Origin of the sequence: Arthrobacter sp. SIMBA_036 (assembly GCF_046535135.1) — a bacterium.
GTDB lineage: Bacteria > Actinomycetota > Actinomycetes > Actinomycetales > Micrococcaceae > Arthrobacter.
This window is the reverse complement of record NZ_JAWRXG010000012.1, coordinates 139,435-157,330: the sequence shown is the minus strand read 5'-3', so window position 1 is coordinate 157,330 and position 17,896 is coordinate 139,435. Positions and strand designations below refer to the sequence as shown.

17 protein-coding genes are annotated in these 17,896 nt (G+C 62.3%); 3 read left to right on the top strand and 14 right to left on the bottom strand.

Going from position 1 to position 17,896, the window contains the following annotated elements; translation table 11 throughout:
* Positions 1-22: 22 nt before the first annotated feature.
* From SB659_RS16585 to SB659_RS16520, 14 genes are all read right to left on the bottom strand, one after another.
* Positions 23-895 (bottom strand): NAD-dependent epimerase/dehydratase family protein, encoded by an 873-nt coding sequence (locus SB659_RS16585; protein WP_410551111.1) that lies wholly within the window; start codon positions 893-895, stop codon positions 23-25.
* A gap of 249 nt (positions 896-1,144) precedes the next feature.
* The gene (locus SB659_RS16580; RefSeq protein ID WP_410551110.1) at positions 1,145-1,819 is read right to left on the bottom strand and encodes a TetR/AcrR family transcriptional regulator; all 675 of its coding nucleotides are present in this window, start codon (positions 1,817-1,819) and stop codon (positions 1,145-1,147) included.
* Positions 1,820-1,982: 163 nt separating this feature from the next.
* The gene (locus tag SB659_RS16575; protein WP_410551109.1) at positions 1,983-3,233 is read right to left on the bottom strand and encodes a YcaO-like family protein; all 1,251 of its coding nucleotides are present in this window, start codon (positions 3,231-3,233) and stop codon (positions 1,983-1,985) included.
* A complete protein-coding gene (locus SB659_RS16570; RefSeq protein ID WP_410551108.1) occupies positions 3,223-4,536 on the bottom strand; it encodes an iron-containing alcohol dehydrogenase in 1,314 nt (437 codons plus the stop codon). The genes SB659_RS16575 and SB659_RS16570 overlap by 11 nt, the downstream gene beginning before the upstream one ends.
* Complete coding sequence (locus SB659_RS16565; protein WP_410551107.1) at positions 4,533-5,780, bottom strand: aminotransferase class III-fold pyridoxal phosphate-dependent enzyme; 1,248 nt, start codon at positions 5,778-5,780, stop codon at positions 4,533-4,535. The genes SB659_RS16570 and SB659_RS16565 overlap by 4 nt, the downstream gene beginning before the upstream one ends.
* Complete coding sequence (locus tag SB659_RS16560; protein ID WP_410551106.1) at positions 5,767-6,543, bottom strand: class I SAM-dependent methyltransferase; 777 nt, start codon at positions 6,541-6,543, stop codon at positions 5,767-5,769. The genes SB659_RS16565 and SB659_RS16560 overlap by 14 nt, the downstream gene beginning before the upstream one ends.
* A complete protein-coding gene (locus tag SB659_RS16555; RefSeq protein ID WP_410551105.1) occupies positions 6,540-7,634 on the bottom strand; it encodes a hypothetical protein in 1,095 nt (364 codons plus the stop codon). Before SB659_RS16555 ends, SB659_RS16560 begins: the two co-directional genes overlap by 4 nt.
* A gap of 35 nt (positions 7,635-7,669) precedes the next feature.
* Complete coding sequence (locus SB659_RS16550) at positions 7,670-8,737, bottom strand: glycosyltransferase family 2 protein (protein WP_410551104.1); 1,068 nt, start codon at positions 8,735-8,737, stop codon at positions 7,670-7,672.
* Entirely contained in the window at positions 8,734-10,347 is a 1,614-nt protein-coding gene (gene mpaP, locus SB659_RS16545) for a daptide biosynthesis intramembrane metalloprotease (protein WP_410551103.1), read from the bottom strand. The genes SB659_RS16550 and mpaP overlap by 4 nt, the downstream gene beginning before the upstream one ends.
* Positions 10,344-11,060, bottom strand: a complete 717-nt coding sequence (locus SB659_RS16540; protein ID WP_410551102.1) for a hypothetical protein — start codon at positions 11,058-11,060, stop codon at positions 10,344-10,346. The genes mpaP and SB659_RS16540 overlap by 4 nt, the downstream gene beginning before the upstream one ends.
* A gap of 20 nt (positions 11,061-11,080) precedes the next feature.
* The gene (locus SB659_RS16535) at positions 11,081-11,830 is read right to left on the bottom strand and encodes an ABC transporter ATP-binding protein (RefSeq protein WP_410551101.1); all 750 of its coding nucleotides are present in this window, start codon (positions 11,828-11,830) and stop codon (positions 11,081-11,083) included.
* Between the two features lie 5 nt (positions 11,831-11,835).
* On the bottom strand, positions 11,836-12,027 hold the full coding sequence (locus SB659_RS16530; RefSeq protein WP_284979937.1) for a hypothetical protein: 192 nt from the start codon (positions 12,025-12,027) through the stop codon (positions 11,836-11,838).
* 122 nt (positions 12,028-12,149) lie between these two features.
* Complete coding sequence (locus SB659_RS16525) at positions 12,150-12,326, bottom strand: hypothetical protein (protein ID WP_284976554.1); 177 nt, start codon at positions 12,324-12,326, stop codon at positions 12,150-12,152.
* 51 nt (positions 12,327-12,377) lie between these two features.
* Complete coding sequence (locus tag SB659_RS16520; protein ID WP_284976555.1) at positions 12,378-12,524, bottom strand: hypothetical protein; 147 nt, start codon at positions 12,522-12,524, stop codon at positions 12,378-12,380.
* Positions 12,525-12,947: 423 nt separating this feature from the next.
* Between SB659_RS16520 and SB659_RS16515 the strand changes: the two genes are divergently transcribed.
* From SB659_RS16515 to SB659_RS16505, 3 genes are read left to right on the top strand one after another with little or no spacing between them, the layout of a single operon-like run.
* A complete protein-coding gene (locus SB659_RS16515; protein WP_410551100.1) occupies positions 12,948-14,558 on the top strand; it encodes a carboxyl transferase domain-containing protein in 1,611 nt (536 codons plus the stop codon).
* A 2-nt stretch (positions 14,559-14,560) separates the two neighbouring features.
* The gene (locus tag SB659_RS16510) at positions 14,561-16,732 is read left to right on the top strand and encodes an acetyl/propionyl/methylcrotonyl-CoA carboxylase subunit alpha (protein WP_410551099.1); all 2,172 of its coding nucleotides are present in this window, start codon (positions 14,561-14,563) and stop codon (positions 16,730-16,732) included.
* A complete protein-coding gene (locus SB659_RS16505; RefSeq protein WP_284979940.1) occupies positions 16,729-17,892 on the top strand; it encodes an acyl-CoA dehydrogenase family protein in 1,164 nt (387 codons plus the stop codon). The genes SB659_RS16510 and SB659_RS16505 overlap by 4 nt, the downstream gene beginning before the upstream one ends.
* The last annotated feature ends 4 nt before the right edge of the window (positions 17,893-17,896 follow it).

Genomic DNA, 17,896 nt, shown 5'->3' with positions numbered 1-17,896 from the left:
GCCAGCTTCGCGCCGGACCGCCTCAGTCTTCGGTGGGGGTGGTCCGGTTCGGGTGGACATCCCGCCAGCTGTGCTGGGGTTCAAAACCCAGCACCTTGCGCGCCTTGTCGATCGACAGCATCGTTTCGTGTTCGCCCAACTCCTTGACCACCTCGACGCCGGGAAACACTTCGGCGGCCAGCGCGGCACTGCTGCGGGTCATCACGGTATCTGACGCGGCAATGATGAAGGTTTCGAAACCAGGTGTCCCCTGTTCCAGGGCCTGGACCACGGCAAGTGCACCGTCACGCGCGTCGATATAACCCCAGAGGTTCCATTTGCGCAGAGTCGGGTCCGAATCAAAGGACGGGAAGGCCTCATAGTCTTCCGGGTCCATGACGTTGGAGAACCTCAGCGCCGTGATGCTCAGGTTCGGGTCCCACCGCGTCAGTTGGATGGCCATCTGCTCTTCAAGGTGCTTCACCAGTGAGTAGGTGCTCTCGGGCCGTGCTGCATACTCCTCGTCCACAGGGATGTACGGCGGTTCGACGTCGAAGGGCAGCCCGAGGACGGTCTCGCTGGAGGCGTATACAACCTTGGTGATCCCGGCCCTGCGGGCCGCCTGGAACACGTTGTACGTGGAGAGCATGTTGTTCTCGAAAATCGCGGCGTCAGGAGCGAGCCCCGGGGCGGGAATTGCTGCAAGGTGCACAATGGCATCGATGCCGTTGTGCCTGTCGTCGAGGCCAAGGATCACGTCCAGGACCTGTCCGTAGTTGCGGAGGTCCACGTTCACGTAACCCGGTCCGCGAGTTCCCACGCGATCCAGATTCAGTACGTCGTGGCCATCTTGGACGAGTCGCCTGACGACGCTCCTGCCCAATTTTCCGCTTCCCCCGGTGACGGCAATCCTCATCGTGAACTCCTCGCTTGTAGCTGCCCTAGCCAAGGGCCTGTTGTCCGGCGTCCGGCCAAATGCAGTGAACGGTTCAGTGCAGTGAACGGTGCAGAGCAATGAACGTCCAGTGCAGTGAACGGTGCAGAGCAATGTTGGTGCAACGAATGGTCGGTCTTTCAACCCTAAACTTCGGGAGCACCCAAAACAGCCCTGTAGCTGGCCCTGTGAGTCCTAGGATGTGCAGAACGGGTGAGATCCCCGGCGGCGTCAGTGCCCTTCGCCGTCGTCGTCCTGTTCATCAGCGGTGAGGGCATCAGCGGTGAGGGCCGAGTACGCCATCTGCTCCAGGATGGGCCGTGCCGTCTTGGCCGCGATCTTTCGCCCATGGTGGCGGACCGAGTGCGGCGTGGAATTGATGAGGCCAAAAGCGGCGTGGGCACGAACCCGGAGCCCGGAAATGTCCGAGTCCGGGTGGATCCTTGCCAGCACCTCTACCCAGGTCTCCACGTAACTGCGCTGCAGGGACCTGACCTCGGCTTGGTCCGCGTCGGTCAGGCTTCCGAAATCGCGGTCCTGAACCCGAATGACGTCCGGGTGGGTCAGGGCGAAGTCGACTTGAAATTGAACCAAGGCCCGCAGGGCATCTTTTGGGTCGGAGGTTTCAGCTGCAACCCGGAGCCCGCCGTCGAGCAGGTCCCGGCTTACGCTCAAGAGGAGTTCGCCGAGGACTGCCTGCTTGCCCGGAAAGTGGCGGTACACAGCCGGCCCACTCACTCCAGCTGCCGCTCCGAGATCTTCGAGCGAAACCCGGCTAAAGCCGTTTTCGGCAAAAAGACCCGCCGCAGCGGACAACAAAGCCAGGCGTCGGACTTCCTTTGCCTGGCTCCTTTGGGTTGCCGTGGCGCGGATGCCCGCAGTGCGTGCTTCCGGCACTCCAGTCACTTTCTCCTCCTTGGCCCACCACGGGCCGGCTGGCAGGACACCGTCAAGGTTCCCGCCGGCCCTGCGAATCCACATCCGCTCCTGCCCGAGGACGATCCTAGCCGGTGGCACCCGGGGTGCCCAGTTCCCACCCCGGCCGGGAGACGGAGCTAAATGAAAGGGGCTAAATGAAAGGGTGCGGAAGCGGGTTGCCTGGTAGCCCGTTCCCGGCGGCAGCCGCACCAAGCACGTTCCACTCCAACGCCTCGGACATCCGAAGGGGCTGGAGAGTATCGCAGAAGATCTTCACCGCACACCAACCCATTTCCCTGATCGCTTGTGGCAGCCGCGGTGTCAGATCGATCAGCGTGTATCCAGCCAAGATGTCCGGCCAAGCTCCTTGCTGTCCGTCTGCGGCGCTAGCCTCCGCATCGGAGACGAGGGAGTGGCTTGCGCGGGGGATGCGATCCAGCCATGTACGGATTGCCGTGATACTGGCATCGGCTGCCCAGTAGCGAGCCCGGGCCATCTCACTGGTGATCGGCGGCGCCATGGGCCTCTCGCCCTCGGAATCTTTTAAGTTGATGAGCAAGGACCTGATTTGCAGGGACTCTTGAACGGCACGCAGCACGCCGAGGAACCGGTCATGTTCCAGCCCTAGTCCCGCGCCCACAACCCCGTGCTTTGTGTCGATGGCAACGGCCATCCACACCGCGTGTCCGTGGGACTCGTCGAGGAGGACCAGTTCCAGTTCCACGCCTTGGGAGGCAGCAGCTTTGGCCACATCAAGCACCCGGGCGTCGGGGCCTGCGCTCCTCGGCCTGGGAGCTCCGCTAATGGGTTCGAACGCTGCATCGGCAAGTTCGAACCGCAGTGCTGCTTCGGGCCGGTCCCACCCTCGCATTGCGGCGTGGCGTTCGATGATCTCCTTGGCAGCCGACTGTTCCGCGGTTGCCCGGCTGATGCCCGCAGCGGTCCCCGAAGGGCTCGGGTCAAAAAGATCCTGTGCCCCTGGCGTTGCAGCACGAGGGAAGTCCACCGCCGCCGCAGGTACAGCCACCGCTCTTTCTCTGCCGTCGCCGTCGTATCTTGTTGCTGCATAAACGTCCACGTTGGGTAGGGCTGAGATGTCTGCCCAGCTCACACCGCGGGGCGCGATGGGAAGTCCGGCACCGTTGGGCAGCCCAGGGTGCGGGATGAGCGCTCGGCGCTCCACCGCTTCGCCGGCCGCCCGGGCGAACGTCGGGGCGCGCCTGACGCCTGCCGCACCCACCCAACTCATATCGATGCCGGCGTTCGATTCGTCCGGACGTTCCTGACCGATATCGACGGCGACCGTCCACAGCAGGCTATTCGTTCCGTCCGGGGGCAGAACCCGAACACTGCGTGCCAAGCCGAGGGCAGGGTTCAGTGTCTGGAGGTAATCAACTCCCATAAGGATCAATCCTTAAGTCAGTCAGGCCGGCGGCCCGGATACCGGCTGCAAACATCTCCGACAGTTGCTCACGTGCCAATTCCTTTTTCATGGGACGGCCGCGGCCGAATCGGCGCAGGGTGTTCCTGGCCAAGGCATCGGCGAGGTCTGACTGAATAGGGCTTGGGGGAACGAGGTCTGCGGGTACGAGGCTGCCGCCGCCCGAAGTCCCCTTTCCCGAAGCATCGCTTCCAGGACGCTTTCCTTCGGAAAGCCTGCCTCCGGAGCCGAGGGCGTGATCCGGCCCCAACCGAGCGACGCTCGCGGCACGTGCAACGCCGTTGGCAACCAGGGGCCAGAGCTCCTCAAGCTTTTGCCCATCACCCCAGACGGTGTTACCTCCGGCGACGGCGGCGAGCCACGGCCCCAGCAGGAGGATGGATGCTTGGTTCTTCCGGATTCCCAGGGCCATGGACAACTCATTCGCCAAGAACCACAGCGACGACGGCGCCGGGCCACGGCCGCGTAATGACCAACCAGCGTGCGACTCCGCACTCAGCAGGGCCGCATCCAGACGCTGTTGGCTGGACAATCGGAAACCGCTCTCTGTCCCGGCCAGGAGGTTCGCACCAGCGGCTCCGAGCAGCCAGCGCCCCTGTGCCTCGGAGTAACCCAGCGCGGACCCGCCTTCCACCATTGAGGTTAGGAGCCGGACAGCCGGTTCGAGCAGGCCCTCTGCCGCGAGCCACGGTGGTGCCTCAAGGAACCCGGGGTCGTAGGCGACCATGGACGTGCTCAAGCCCTCCAGCAGGACCAAGTTCTTTGCCCTGCCCGGCCAGGGGTCGCCGTCGTCACTGCGGGGCGATTCGTAGCAGGCGCCGGCGTTGACCTCGGAACCCGTACCAAACGTGCTCGGGATCACGCCAAACTCTATGTGGCCCGCGAGCGGCCGGGGGAGGATTGCGACGCCGTTTCGGTCGCCTATGCGCCGCAGGAACGGCTCCACGGATGGATCGGACGCCATCGCTACAGCGAGCTTTGCGACGTCCATGGTGTTGCCGCCGCCGACCGCAAGAAGGCGTTCCACGCCGGACTGGTCCAACCGCCGCGCGAGCTTTGACGCCGTCTCAATACCGGCTGGCAACCCAGCGTCCTCGACCCACAGGAAGCCGCCCGGGTCGAGGATTTCCAGTCGGTCGCTCAAAGCCGGGTCAGCCACCAGTACGGTCCTGGTGGAACGAAAAGCCTGCGCCAGCCGGACGGCCGACCCCGCTCCGGCAATCTGTGCGGGAGTGGCCGGCCTTTGAACCAGGGCGGAAATCACGCGAATTGCCCGGCCAGGTAGTCCGTTACGACACCTTGGATCCGGTCGAACAGCACGTCCAACTCCGCGTCGGGATAGTTCAGCGCCGGCACGAACTGCACCGCCCCCGGAGAAGGCTGGACGACGGCGCCTCGCCGTCGGCACTCGCTGACGAGTTCGAAGACTTTGTCCGTCCCGATGAGCTCTCCTGCCTCGTCGAAGAGCTGCACAGCGCGGAATGATCCGCGGCCGAACCCTTTGACCCGCGGTGAAAGGCTCTCCAGCCCGGAAACAAAGGCCGCAAGCCTCCTGCCCACGCGGGCTGCTGAGGTAGCTATGTCGAGGCGTTCGATTTCATCCAAAGTCGCCACAATGGCGGCACAGGACTGCGGGGACCCGGCTTGGGTCTCTCCGTGCCAGAACACCTGCTGTGCTTGGTCGAACGCGTCCACAACACGGTCACCCAGGAGCAACGCCGACGCGGCACATGTTCCGTTGGTGAGGGCCTTGCTGAGGACAAGGACATCGGGCTGAATCCAGTCATGGCTGGCAAATCGTGGGCCCGTCCGGTGGAAGCCGGTGGCAACCTCATCGGCAACAATAAGGAACCCTTCGGATTCCCGGTAGGCGTACACGGCGTCGACGATGTCTTGTGGCACCGGTAGCGCGCCGGAACCCAGAACGGGTTCCATGATCACCGCGGCAATTTCCGAACCGAACCTCTTCATCACAATGTCCAAGGCCGCGAGGTCATCGTAGGGAATCTTGATGTTAAGCCGTTGATCCACCTGGTAGACGTCCTGGAAAAGATAGGAGCCCGTGACAGCCATCGCGCCCATGGTCACTCCGTGGTAGCTGGCGGTGAAACTGACGATCCTGCGGCGTTTGGGATTTGAGTTGATGTCGTGGAACTGCCGGCTGAGCTTGACCACGGCATCGAGCGCAGAGCTGCCGGAGGTGGCGTAGAAGACCGAAGAGTACTCATGGGGAAGGGCGAACTCCAGCAAGCGGGTAGCAGCTTCGCGCGAGTAGGCACTGCCGCGGCGGAAGATCGGCAGGGTGGCCGCGTTGAGGTTCGCTTCGTTGATCGCTTCTGCTACCGCCACGTTGCCGTAGCCCAAGCTTGCATTCCAGAGGCCACTGATGCCGCACAAAGCCTCTGTCCCATCCGCAAAGGTGATGGTGTTGCCCCGAGCAGCCGTTGCTTCGGCATTGCCCCAATCCTTGGACGGGACGTAAAACTCGAAGTACTCACCGCTGGACATCTGTGGTTTTCCCCATCGCGTCTGGCCCAGGAGAGTGGGCCCTGAAAAGTTTGTAGTCGCCGATCGCACCGACCCGGTTCCGCGGCCCGACGTCGACCGCGTCCTCGAGGACCAATCCCGCCTCGCGCAGTTCAGTCCTTAGATCGCTTTCGGTCAAAAGATGTGTCGTCACCGAATACTCCGCGATTGCCTGCCCGTCATCTGATCGTTCGATCAACGTCGAGGAGAACGTTCCGCGGACGGCGTCGAACCTCTCCTCGATTGCCAGGTTCGGCGAAATTTCATGCACGTATCTGTTCTGTCCGCCTAAATCGGGAATGCGCAACGAGAGCAAGAGCTCGCCCCCTGGGTTTAACCATTGGCGGATGTCGGCAAGGAGCGAGCGGCGCTGGTCGGCGTCGAAGAGACAGAATGAAGTGGTCCCGAGGACGACGCAGTCAAAGTGGCCACCCGGCTCCAAGCTCAGGATGTCAGCAAGGACGACGTTCGCCTTTGACGCAGTGTTCTTGCGGTTTGGCCGTGCAAGTTCCTCGCTGAGTATGCGCAGGAGCTCCGCTGAGTTGTCCACGGCCGTGATGGATCGGACGAAGGGCAGGAGAGCCAGCGTTATCCGGCCGGAACCTGCCGCCAGTTCAAGTACACGGGCGTCCTTGCCCCTGAGTCTGTGGATGATCTCTCGCAGTTCAGAGGTGTCCGATTGGACGATCTCATGGTAGAGCTCGGCGCCCCTCCCGGTGTAAAGGGTTGCGTGGGGGCCGCTCATGTGATGATGACCGGAACGATGGTCAGTGCGGGATTCACGGGGACTGCAACTGCAGGGGGCGCTACGGCGTCCATGCCGGGGCTAACGTCGATGCCCAGATGGCTGAACAGCATTTGCAGCTCTTTGCTCCGGGCAATCTGCGCGGAGGGGGCAAGATCCTTGCCCGAAAGCTTCAGCCCGAGCCTGCCCTGCAGTTCCGCACCAAGCTCAACACCTGAAAGAACAGTTTCCACGGCCTGGGCGACGTCCTTGGGAACCTTGTTCAGCCGTCCCGTGCGTAGCTCCGTCACGAAATACTTTTCGTCGGCAACGATGACGAACACGCTATCCCGGCGGGACCGTTCCGCTGAGGGGTCGCCGTCGACCAACGAGGACCCGAAGCCCGAAATCCGGGCGTCAGCCGGGAACCGGCTTTGTGCGGCTCGAAGCACCTTTGCTGCCCCGAGAAAGCGCCCGATCCCGCTGTTTTCCCTCAGCATTTTCGCGTTCTCCTCACCGGCAACCGGGGAGTGAGTGGTGTACGCGCCGTCATTTACTTCAACGCCGCCCCCCGCCGGTCCCGAGAGCACCGGCGACGCTGCCGCAGGGACAAACAGCCGCGCGGGATCATTGCCCAGTTGGCCACAGCTGTGCCAGAATTCCTGGTCCACGACTGTGACGAGCTGGGTCAGCAGGAACCGCGGAAACACCCCGGTTTGGAAGGCCGTCGAGGCATCTGCTGCCACGGCCTCACGGTCAGCGTCTTCTTCGATGGAGAAGGCCGTCGGGCAAGAGATCGCAACGTAGGGGGCCGTTGCATAGCCTTCAAGCTGGACTACGAAATTGGTCCCGATTCCGATCTCTCCGCCGTTCGTCGAGAATTCACCGTTGTAACCAACAACCCTTGAGCGGGTTAGTGCCTGCACGGCTTCGATGTGGGATTCCTCGACGAACACCAAGGACTCTTCAGATCCGGGAAGCGACGTCATCGCCTCATCGCTAACGGCCCCCACCACGAGTGCATCATGGACTCCCGGGGCAGGCCGTGTTCCTTCAAGCCACAAACGCAGCCGTTCTGAAAACGCGGCCTCCTGCGTCAAATCTTCACTCATGGTTACCCCTCCTGAATATGTGCATTTCCATGTCTTTAGGTCTGAATTTCTTGAAGTCTCCGCACCAACGCAGATCGCATGTGGGCCACAGCTCCAGGGAATCGGTGGCTAAGAATCGCCCCAATGGCTCGGCGGTGGCTGCCGCTGACTACTGGCGCCGCAAGGCCCACCAGCCAGCCGTCCTTGCCGCCCGGAAACACGCCCAAGGCGAAGGCCGCACCTGGAGCTCCGGATGTGCCACCGGAGAACCCGGACATCCCACCCGTAACGTGCGACTCTGCATCCGGTCTGGAGCCAGCCACGGTGAGCGGCATCATGGTTAGCGGGTCGTCCTCGATCTCCGCAGCCCACCGACGAAAGTCTTCGGTGAGTTCATCAGCCGGAATGTTCCGGTGCCACTCATCGAGCAATGAAACGGCTGCGTTCTCGCTGGAGGTGCTGGCCAGCGCCGTGACCATCGTGTAGTCCAGTGAATGCCGCCGGGTCGACCCGGAAATGGAAACAACCGCAGTTGGTTCATCGACGGGCTGCAGGGCAGCTCCCTGGCAGGTCATCCGCCACCAGAGGTCCCAGTCCTCAAGACCGGCTCCCGCGCGGCACCAACCTCCAGCCCGCTCCAACAGCCCGGGACGGTGGGCCACGCGGCTTGGCTCCGCGTAGGGATCGATGGTGGCAATGTCCGGATGCCACAGGAGGTTTCGGCCGCGAAGGAAGGTGGACTGTCCGTCCTCCCGTTGGTAGGTAGCGCCACTGGCCACGAACTCTGAACCGCCGTCGAGTGCCTTGCCAAGGACCGCGAGATGGTCCCCCCGCCACAGGTCGTCGTGGTCGATGTAGGCCACGTACCCATCGCGGATGCCGAGGCTCAATTGGCGCCGGACCAGACCCGGATCACCCGTGTGCGGATAACGTAGCAGCTTCACGCGCCGGTCAGCTCGGGCGAAGCCGTGAACGACGTCGTCCGTATCGTCTGTGGAACCATCAGAGCCAACAAGAAGGTCGAAGTTGCCGTTGCTTTGGCCCAGGACGCTTTCAATGGTTGGGGCGATCGCTGTTGAGCGGTTGTAGGCGGGGCAAATGACGGTAAACCGGGGATGGCTCATGGTCCCATCACCCTGCCCACGATATTTCCCGCCCATTGGGCCATGGTCTGACCTGGAACTTCCCACACGGCTGTGCCGGTTCGCGGTGCCGCGCCGGCATAGTCAAGGCGAACGCAGAGCGCTTCTCGGGTCAGGTCCGACTCCTTCACGGCCACCGTCGCGGCCAACGGAACCGTGCAGGGGGCTGGCGCTCCGATTGCGGTTGCTTTTCCGATACTGCTGCCGGTCACGAGCCCGGGACCAAAGAGGTCCACTGTCCCGCCCGCAGAACCGGTGGAGCCGCCGAGTAATACAAGCTTTGGACCGTTGGCGTCGGTATAGAGTCCGGCGCGGACGTTGTTCGGGAAGGGAATTGCTACCACGAGAACCACGGCGGCAGCGAGGAGGGCGAGGGCATATGCGGTGGCAGGGCCCTTGCGGATGCCGGACTTGCGCAGTTCGATCACGTGTCCCATTCCCCGCATGAGCAGCCATATGGCCAAGGCGCCTGCCAGGAATAATTGAATCCACGCGGCAGCCTTGCCAAGGGAAGAGAGGTAGCTGCCGGCAGCAGCGACAACACCGATCAGGATAAGGAGCGGGAACACAGTGCAGAGGAGGCCGAAGAGAAGGCGGAGGGGAGTGGAAGGCAGCCCGGGCTCCCGGCCTGTGCGGAAAACCAACGTCCGGGTCCACGCACGGAACTCGTGCATGCAGCGGGCTCGAAGATTCGGCTTGTCCAAAAACCCGATCAGCGCGATGTAGCCATCCAGCTTCACGAACGGAATCAGGTTAAGCACACCGTAGAGGAAGCACAGCGCGCAGAAGGTGGCAGCGAGGGTGGCGAGGTCGCGGGGCAGCACGAAGGCGCCGATGCCGGCGACGGCTGCCAGGTTGCCTTGGGCGGTAATACCTGCGAGAGCAACCTTGGCGCGTTCGGCGGGTTTCAGTTTCCAGGCCTCGGTGACATCGCAAAAGAACGCCGGAACGAGATAGAACAGCATGAAGCCCACACGTCGAGACGTGCCCCCGTAGGCAACCAGGGTCGCTGCATGGGAAAGCTCGTGAACAAAAACAGCCAGATACAGGGCCAGGAGTAAGTAGAGGTATCCCGCCACAGTGGTGGTGTCGTGCAGGGCACTTTGCGAGTCCAGGAGCAGCGCAGCGACGGCGACCACCCCGACGGCATTGAGGGCGGCGACGCTCCACCAGAAGCCGCGGCTACGGATTATTCGTCCAATACCGGGCAAGCGGCCCAGCAGTCTTGACGGGTCCAACAAGGTCAGCTGGATGGAAAAGGGTCTGCGGAATTGAAGGCGCCGGGTTGAAGGTGTGTCTATCCGTGCCAGAGCCGGATTCTTGCCCAAGGTATCGAGCAACAGTTGCACTTCTTCCCCGGTCACGGGTTTCGTGACCGTTCCGGCCCGCCCTGCTGAGGCGGTGGCGCGGAGCCTATCCGCGATCACTTGGACGTCAATGTCCGGTAACGACCGCTGCGCTTCCTCAACGATGCGCCCCAAAGTGTCCGGCAAACGTAGGACTGGGCCAGCAGCACTACTAACCAGGACTCGGCCCGCTTCATCGGCATCGGAGAGATGAATCTGGCTCAGCCAAGGGTACTGGCCGTTCATAGGAGGTCGGTTCGTTTGAGCCGGATCGCGGCTGCCGTGAAAAGAAGCACAAGCCACCCCAGGTAGGTAGCGTAGCCGGCACCTACCGGAAGCATGTCGAACGTGGCCGAAGGATCAAGGCTCATGGCTTGGCCCGCGGCGCCGGGAAGGAACTTGCCAACCACTGGTAGAAGGTTCACGAGGTTGGGCTCGAGGACCAAGGTCCATGCGACCAAAGCGATGACCACGGGCAGGGACTTCCGTCCCTGCCAGGCGACAAACTGGCCAAGATAGGCCGCAAAGACAATCGTGAAAAAGACTCCCGCCAGAGTGGTCCTTCCGTCGGTATCGAGGATGAATTGGCCGCCCTTCGACGAAAGGCTCATCATTGCTACGGCCACCACGGACAGGGTTCCTGCGATGGCGAAAGCGATGGCGGGAAGCAGCAAGGCGAAGGCACGCAGGGTCAGCAAGCGCAGTGGGCCGCCGGAGAGGAAGGCGCTCCGTCCGATGGAGGAGTTGCCGAAGTCGCGAGTGACACAGATGATTCCAAAAATCATAGAAAACAGGCTCGCTCCGAACCCGAGGCCCACCAGGGAAGCAGTGGCCTTCTCTGAGCCGCCCGGCAATGACAGCCCTGTGGAGTCCATGCCTGTGGAGGTGCCATAGGCCGCGAGGACATTCATGGCGAATGCGCTGAGAAGCAGAACGGGCAGCGACCAACCCCGGGACATGCGGAAAACCTCAGAACGAATCATGAGCGCTCAGCCACCCCTGCGGTGTCCCTGGCGGCGGTGTCGGGATCGTCGCCGACCAGCGACAGATACCAGCGTTCCAGTTCCGCGTCATCCATGCCGGGAATGGCGCCGTCGAACCGCAGGCTGCGGCGAACCACGATAGCCCGCTCCGCCAGGCGCCGTATCTCTGAGAGATTGTGGCTGGAGATCAGGGTCGTCTTGTTCCGGGCTGTTCGCGCTTCGATCTTCCTGCGAAGCCAACGCGTCGATTCAATGTCCAAACCGTTCATGGGCTCGTCGAGGACCAAGATCTCCGGGTCACCCATCATCGCAGCTGCCAGGGCTGTTCTCTGCCGCTGGCCTGTGGACAGCTTCCGCACGCGACGGCCCGCGAATTCGGATAGCTCAAAGTCCGCCGTGGCGTTGGCGACGGCGGTTCCGTCCAGTTTTTGGCCCAGCGCCTCGATGGTGAGGCACTCCCTGACCGTGAGATCCGGCGCGAGGCCGGCGGGATCGAAAACAAAGCCCATTGTCTTGCCCGGCTTCGTGACGGAACACGGATCCTGGCCCAAGATGCGGACGTGCCCTGCGCTGGGCTTGATCAATCCACACAGGGTTTTCAAAAGGGTTGACTTTCCAGCCCCGTTCGGTCCCAGAAGACCGACGCATTCACCCCGGCCAATGGTGAGGGTAATTCCTGTGATTCCTGTTTTCCGGCCGTATCTTTTTTCCAGGTCCTTCACGGAAACGACCGGTTGCGTTGTCATTGCCACTAACTCCGCTTCCGCAGCAGTCCAATGAAAATGCCCAGCACTATCAGCAGGATGAGGCATACCGCCAAAGAAATTCCGAGGAGGATCGGCTGGGTACCGTTGACCGCAAGCATCGCGGTCAATCCGCCCAGCGTTGCCACGAGGGCTCCAAGTATGGCTATGAGGGGGATGGCAGCCTTACCTTGTGTCATTCGAGTCGTCACTCTTTTCTGCACTTTGATGTCAGTGGACCGTGATGAATTGCGGTCTTGGTCTTCAGGGTGTGCCTGTGGGGGCGGAAGCATCATGGCCGCCCCCACAGGGACGGTCATTCCTAGGTGATGGCAACGCCGATGCCGATGCCGCCTGCGACGACGCCTGCAGCACCAACTCCGATCGCTACTCCGCCGAAGAATTCTCCCCAGTTCCAAGCCGCGTCGAGCGACTCCAGTGGTTCGATTCCGGCTACGAGGGTCATGAATTCGTTGTCTACATCAAGAGTGGTTTCCATTTTCACCTCCCCAAAGGCCTTATATGGACAGTCCGGACTCGCCATTGAATATCAGGTGATTGCGACGCCGATGGCGATGCCGCCGTAAATGAGGCCACCGCCAACAACTGCGCCTACGCCGATCCCGGCAACCCACTCACCCCATCCGGGTGCGTCAAGTTCTTCAAGCTGCTCAATCTGAGCCAGTTGGTTCTCCATGGTTCTTACCTCCCCCCAGAAATAGAACAATGCACTTATCCATTCATTGGACAAATGGAATCTAACAGCAGGGGTGAGCCAAGTCTTGCCCCCGATAATGGCCCGTTTCGTGTGACTTGCGTTCGCTGCTGCAGCATGGGACAGTCCCCGGCCCGTCCGAAGGCGAGCAGCGCGAAAAGGCGAAAGCGCGGGGGTTTTCAGCTCCCTGGGCTGTCCATCGCCTGGCGATTCCGTGGGCCTCACGCCGCTTGGTCCGCTCCATTTTTAGCTCTCAGCGAAATCGTCAAAGGGCGACACGGTGGCCTTCAGGCCGCTGTGCCGGGCATCACAAGACGCTGGACATTTCAGTTAATAGCCACTAACCTAAATCCCACTGGGGTGCTACTTGGAGCACGGTCCGGGACCGGAATGGGACAGGGGTCAATGGAGACGATTTCCAGCTTTGCAGGGGCGGCCAGCGGCACGTTCGAAACTAACCGGGAAGGGCAACTGAACCTGGTGAGGGAGCTGAAAGAGCGTTTGGCGACGGCGGCTCTCGGCGGCCCGGCCAAGTCGCGGGAGCGGCATGTTGCCCGCGGAAAACTCCTTCCGCGCGAACGGATCGATTACCTGCTGGATGAGGGCAGCCCATTCCTGGAGATTGCACCGCTTGCGGCAAACGGCATGTACAACGACGATTCGCCGGGAGCCGGGGTCATCGCAGGAATCGGCCTGGTTCACGGCAGGCATGTCCTGGTCATCTCAAATGACGCCACCGTCAAGGGCGGCACGTACTATCCCATGACGGTCAAGAAGCACCTCCGGGCACAGGAAATCGCCATGGAGAACAAGCTTCCCTGTATCTACCTCGTGGATTCCGGGGGAGCCTTCCTGCCCAAGCAGGACGAGGTTTTTCCCGACAAAGAGCACTTCGGCCGGATCTTTTTCAATCAGGCGCGGATGTCGGCGGCCAAGATTCCCCAAATCGCGTCAGTCATGGGCTCCTGCACGGCCGGTGGTGCTTATGTGCCCGCCATGAGCGACGAGACCGTGATCGTCCGGAACCAGGGCACGATCTTCCTGGGCGGTCCGCCCCTGGTGAAAGCAGCCATCGGTGAGATAGTCACGGCCGAAGAACTCGGTGGCGGGGATGTGCACTCCCGTATCTCGGGAGTCACCGACCACTTGGCCGAGAACGACCAGCATGCCTTGGAAATCGTCAGGGACATCGTGGCTACCTTGCCGAAGCCAGCGCAGCCGGCCTGGGATATGCTCGACGTCGTCCTGCGGCCCGTCGTCGATCCCGCAGGGATCTATGGCGTGGTTCCTACGGATGTCAACGCCCAATATGACGTCCGCGAAGTCATCGCGAGGATTGTTGACGGCTCGGAGTTCCATGAGTTCAAGAAGAACTACGGCACCACGCTGGTGACCGGATTCGCGCACCTGCATGGGCACCCCGTGGGCATAGTGGCCAACAACGGCGTTCTCTTCAGCGAGTCGTCCCTCAAAGGCGCCCACTTCATCGAACTTTGCGACCAGCGCGGCATTCCCTTGATCTTCTTGCAGAACCTGTCCGGCTTCATGGTTGGCAAGGACTACGAGCAAGGCGGCATCGCGAAGAATGGGGCCAAAATGGTCACCGCCGTGGCCACGGCGCGGGTGCCGAAATTGACGGTGGTGATTGGCGGCTCGTTCGGTGCAGGCAATTACTCGATGTGCGGCCGCGCTTACTCGCCACGGTTCTTGTGGATGTGGCCTGCTGCCCGTATTTCCGTGATGGGCGGAAACCAAGCCTCCAGTGTCCTCGCCACGGTGAAGCGCGACCAGTACGAGGCCGCCGGCCAGGAATGGTCCGCGGAGGACGAAGAAGCCTTCAAGGCCCCCATCAAGCAGCAGTATGAGGATCAGGGAAGCCCGTACTACTCCACGGCCCGGCTCTGGGACGACGGCATCATCGACCCAGCGGACACCCGCCGCGTCCTCGGAATGGCTCTGGACGTCGTCTCCCGCCAACCATTGCCCGAGACCTCCTTCGGCCTCTTCAGGATGTGATCATGACGCTGTCACCAACCACAACAGTGCCACCAATTGTGAAGACCGCCTTCAGTGCGGTCCTTGTCGCCAACCGCGGTGAAATCGCCTGCCGCGTCATCCGCACGCTGAAAGCCATGGGTATCCGCTCCGTGGCTGTCTACTCGGACGTGGATAAAGATGCCAAACACGTGGCACTGGCGGACACCGCCGTTGCCATCGGCGGAACCACTCCGGCCGAGAGCTACTTGAGGATCGACGCCATTGTTGATGCTTGTCGGCGAAGCGGGGCCGAAGCCGTCCACCCCGGCTACGGGTTCCTTTCCGAGAACGTGGAGTTCGCCAAGGCGCTGGACGCTGCGGGCATCACGTTCATCGGGCCGGGGATTGGCGCCATTGAGGTGATGGGGGACAAGATCCGCTCCAAGAACCACGTGATGGCCCACGGCGTGCCGTGCACCCCCGGAATTTCAAAGCCCGGACTGACGGACCAGCTGTTGATCGAGGCCGCTCCGGAAGTGGGCTTTCCCCTGCTGATCAAGCCGTCGGCGGGTGGCGGCGGCAAGGGCATGCATGTGGTCGAGCGGGCTGAGGACATGGCCAGTACGCTGAGCACCGCGCGGCGCGTTGCGGCCTCAGCATTCGGCGATGACACCCTCTTTCTGGAGCGACTGATCTCCGCGCCGCGGCACATCGAGGTGCAGATCCTGGCAGATAAGCACGGCAACGTCCTCCACCTTGGCGAGCGCGAGTGTTCCTTGCAGCGCCGGCACCAAAAGGTCATTGAGGAGGCGCCATCTGCGTTGTTCGAGTCGCTGCCCGACGGCCGGGCACAGCGGGCCCGCATGGGCGAGGCCGCCTGCAACGCAGCCCGTTCGGTCAACTACACGGGCGCTGGGACCGTGGAATTCCTGGTTTCGGATGAGCACCCCGACGAGTTCTTTTTCATGGAGATGAATACCCGCCTTCAGGTGGAGCACCCCGTCACGGAGATGGTGACCGGCGTCGACCTCGTTGAGTGGCAGGTGCGGATCGCCGCCGGCGAGGTGCTCACCGTGGCGCAGTCCGACGTCGAACTTAAGGGCCACGCTGTGGAGGCACGGGTTTACGCTGAGGTGCCCGAGCGGAACTTCATGCCGTCCATGGGGCGAATCGTGGCGCTCGCCGAACACGGTGCCCCGGATCCAGGGGTGTCCGGCGTCCAAGCGTCCCATGGAAATGTCCGCATCGACTCCGCCATGCGGGAGGACCTGGACATCACCGGCGACTATGACCCGATGCTCGCGAAGGTCATTGCTTGGGGTGCGGACCGCGCCGCCGCGTTGGACACGCTGGACGATGCTCTGGGCAGGTATACGCTGCTGGGCATCGACACCAACGTCGAATATCTCCGGTTGTTGATCAACGATCCGCAAGTCCGCGCCGGAGAACTCGATACCGGCTTGATCGAGCGCAAACTGACGGCGATGAAGTTCCGGCACGCGGGCACTCACGAGCTCATTGCCGCCGCAGTCACGCTGTGGTTGGAACGCAGCGGAACAACGAAGGCCGGCAACGCGTGGGCACCACCTGACTCATGGCGGCTGGGTGGCGCCGGGGCATGGAGGGTGACCCTGGGCTTGCCCGGTGGCGACGCAGCCACTGTGTCCATCACCGAGGCGCACGGCAGCCTTATAGCGATCGTGGCCAATGCCCTGACCGGCAGCCTCTCGGCACCGATCGAACCCCGGTACCGGGTCTCGATCGCAGAGCGCACAGGCGATGGTATCCGGCTGGAGTTCGACGGCGGTGCGGCTGCCTACGCTGTGGGTACCAAACACCGTGTGACTGGTGAAGTGGAAGAGATTTTCCTGGGCAACAACGGCTGGTCCTGCCGGTTCGAGGTCCTCAACCGGGCCGAGCGTTTACGGCGGATGCTTGCTGGCATTGAACGCGAAGAAGGTGCTGCCGATCCCGAGGTGCGCTCGCCGATGCCCGGAACCGTGGTGTCCGTGTCCGTGGCGGACGGTGATTCCGTCACCGAAGGCCAAGTGCTCCTGGCCGTCGAAGCCATGAAGATGGAGCACCAACTGGTGGCATCGGTGGCCGGAACGGTTCACCTGACCAGCAAACGCGGGGACCTGGTCAAAGCCGATCAAGTGCTCGCCACGATTCATCAACCCGTTTCTGCTGAGAATAAGGAAGTCCAGCCATGAGCTCTTTTGAGTTGTCCGAGGAATACCAAGACCTGAGTGACTCCGTCCGTGAATTCGCAGACGAAGTAGTTGCCCCCGTGTCCACCAAACACGACGAAGAGCACAGCTTCCCCTACGAAGTGGTCAAACAGATGGGCGAGATGGGCCTGTTCGGGCTGCCCTTCCCCGAAGAATTCGGTGGCATGGGTGGCGATTACTTCGCCCTCGCGCTGGCCCTGGAGCAGTTGGGCCGGGTGGACCAGTCAGTCGCCATCACCCTTGAAGCCGGGGTATCACTGGGGGCCATGCCTGTGTACCGTTTCGGTACCCAGGAACAAAAGGAACGCTGGCTGCCAGAGCTGGCGTCGGCACGGTCCTTGGCCGGGTTCGGCCTCACGGAGCGCGAAGCGGGTTCTGACGCCGGGGGCACCAAAACCCAGGCCCGGCTCGAAAACAGCGAGTGGGTCATCAACGGGAACAAGGAGTTCATCACCAACTCCGGCACTGACATCACCACGTTGGTGACCGTAACAGCCGTCACCGGGCAGCAGGAGCGCGCCGACGGTAGCATCAAGAAGGAAATTTCCACCATCCTCGTACCCACCGAGACGCCGGGATTCCGGGCCGAAAAGCCCTATAACAAGGTGGGCTGGAATGCCTCGGACACCCACCCCCTGACCTTGGACAACGTCCGGGTTCCAGAAGCGAACCTCCTAGGCCAGCGCGGCCGCGGTTACGCAAACTTCCTCTCCATCCTGGACGAGGGCCGGATTGCCATTGCTGCTTTGGCTACTGGCGCAGCCCAAGGCTGCGTGGACTTGTCCGTGAAGTACGCCAAGGAACGCAGCGCGTTCGGACAGAACATCGGCAAGTACCAAGCCATCCAGTTCAAGATCGCCCGCATGCAGGCCAGGGCGCACACAGCCCGCCTGGCCTACTACGATGCGGCGGCCAGGATGTTGGCAGGTAAGCCGTTCAAGACCGAGGCGGCCATCGCTAAGATGGTCGCAGGCGAGGCGGCCATGGACAACGCACGGGACGCTACCCAAGTGTTCGGTGGCTATGGCTTCATCAACGAGTTCACGGTTGCCCGGCATTACCGTGATTCGAAGATCCTTGAGATCGGGGAAGGCACCACCGAGGTCCAGTTGATGCTGATCGCCCGCGAGTTGGGTCTGTAACCGT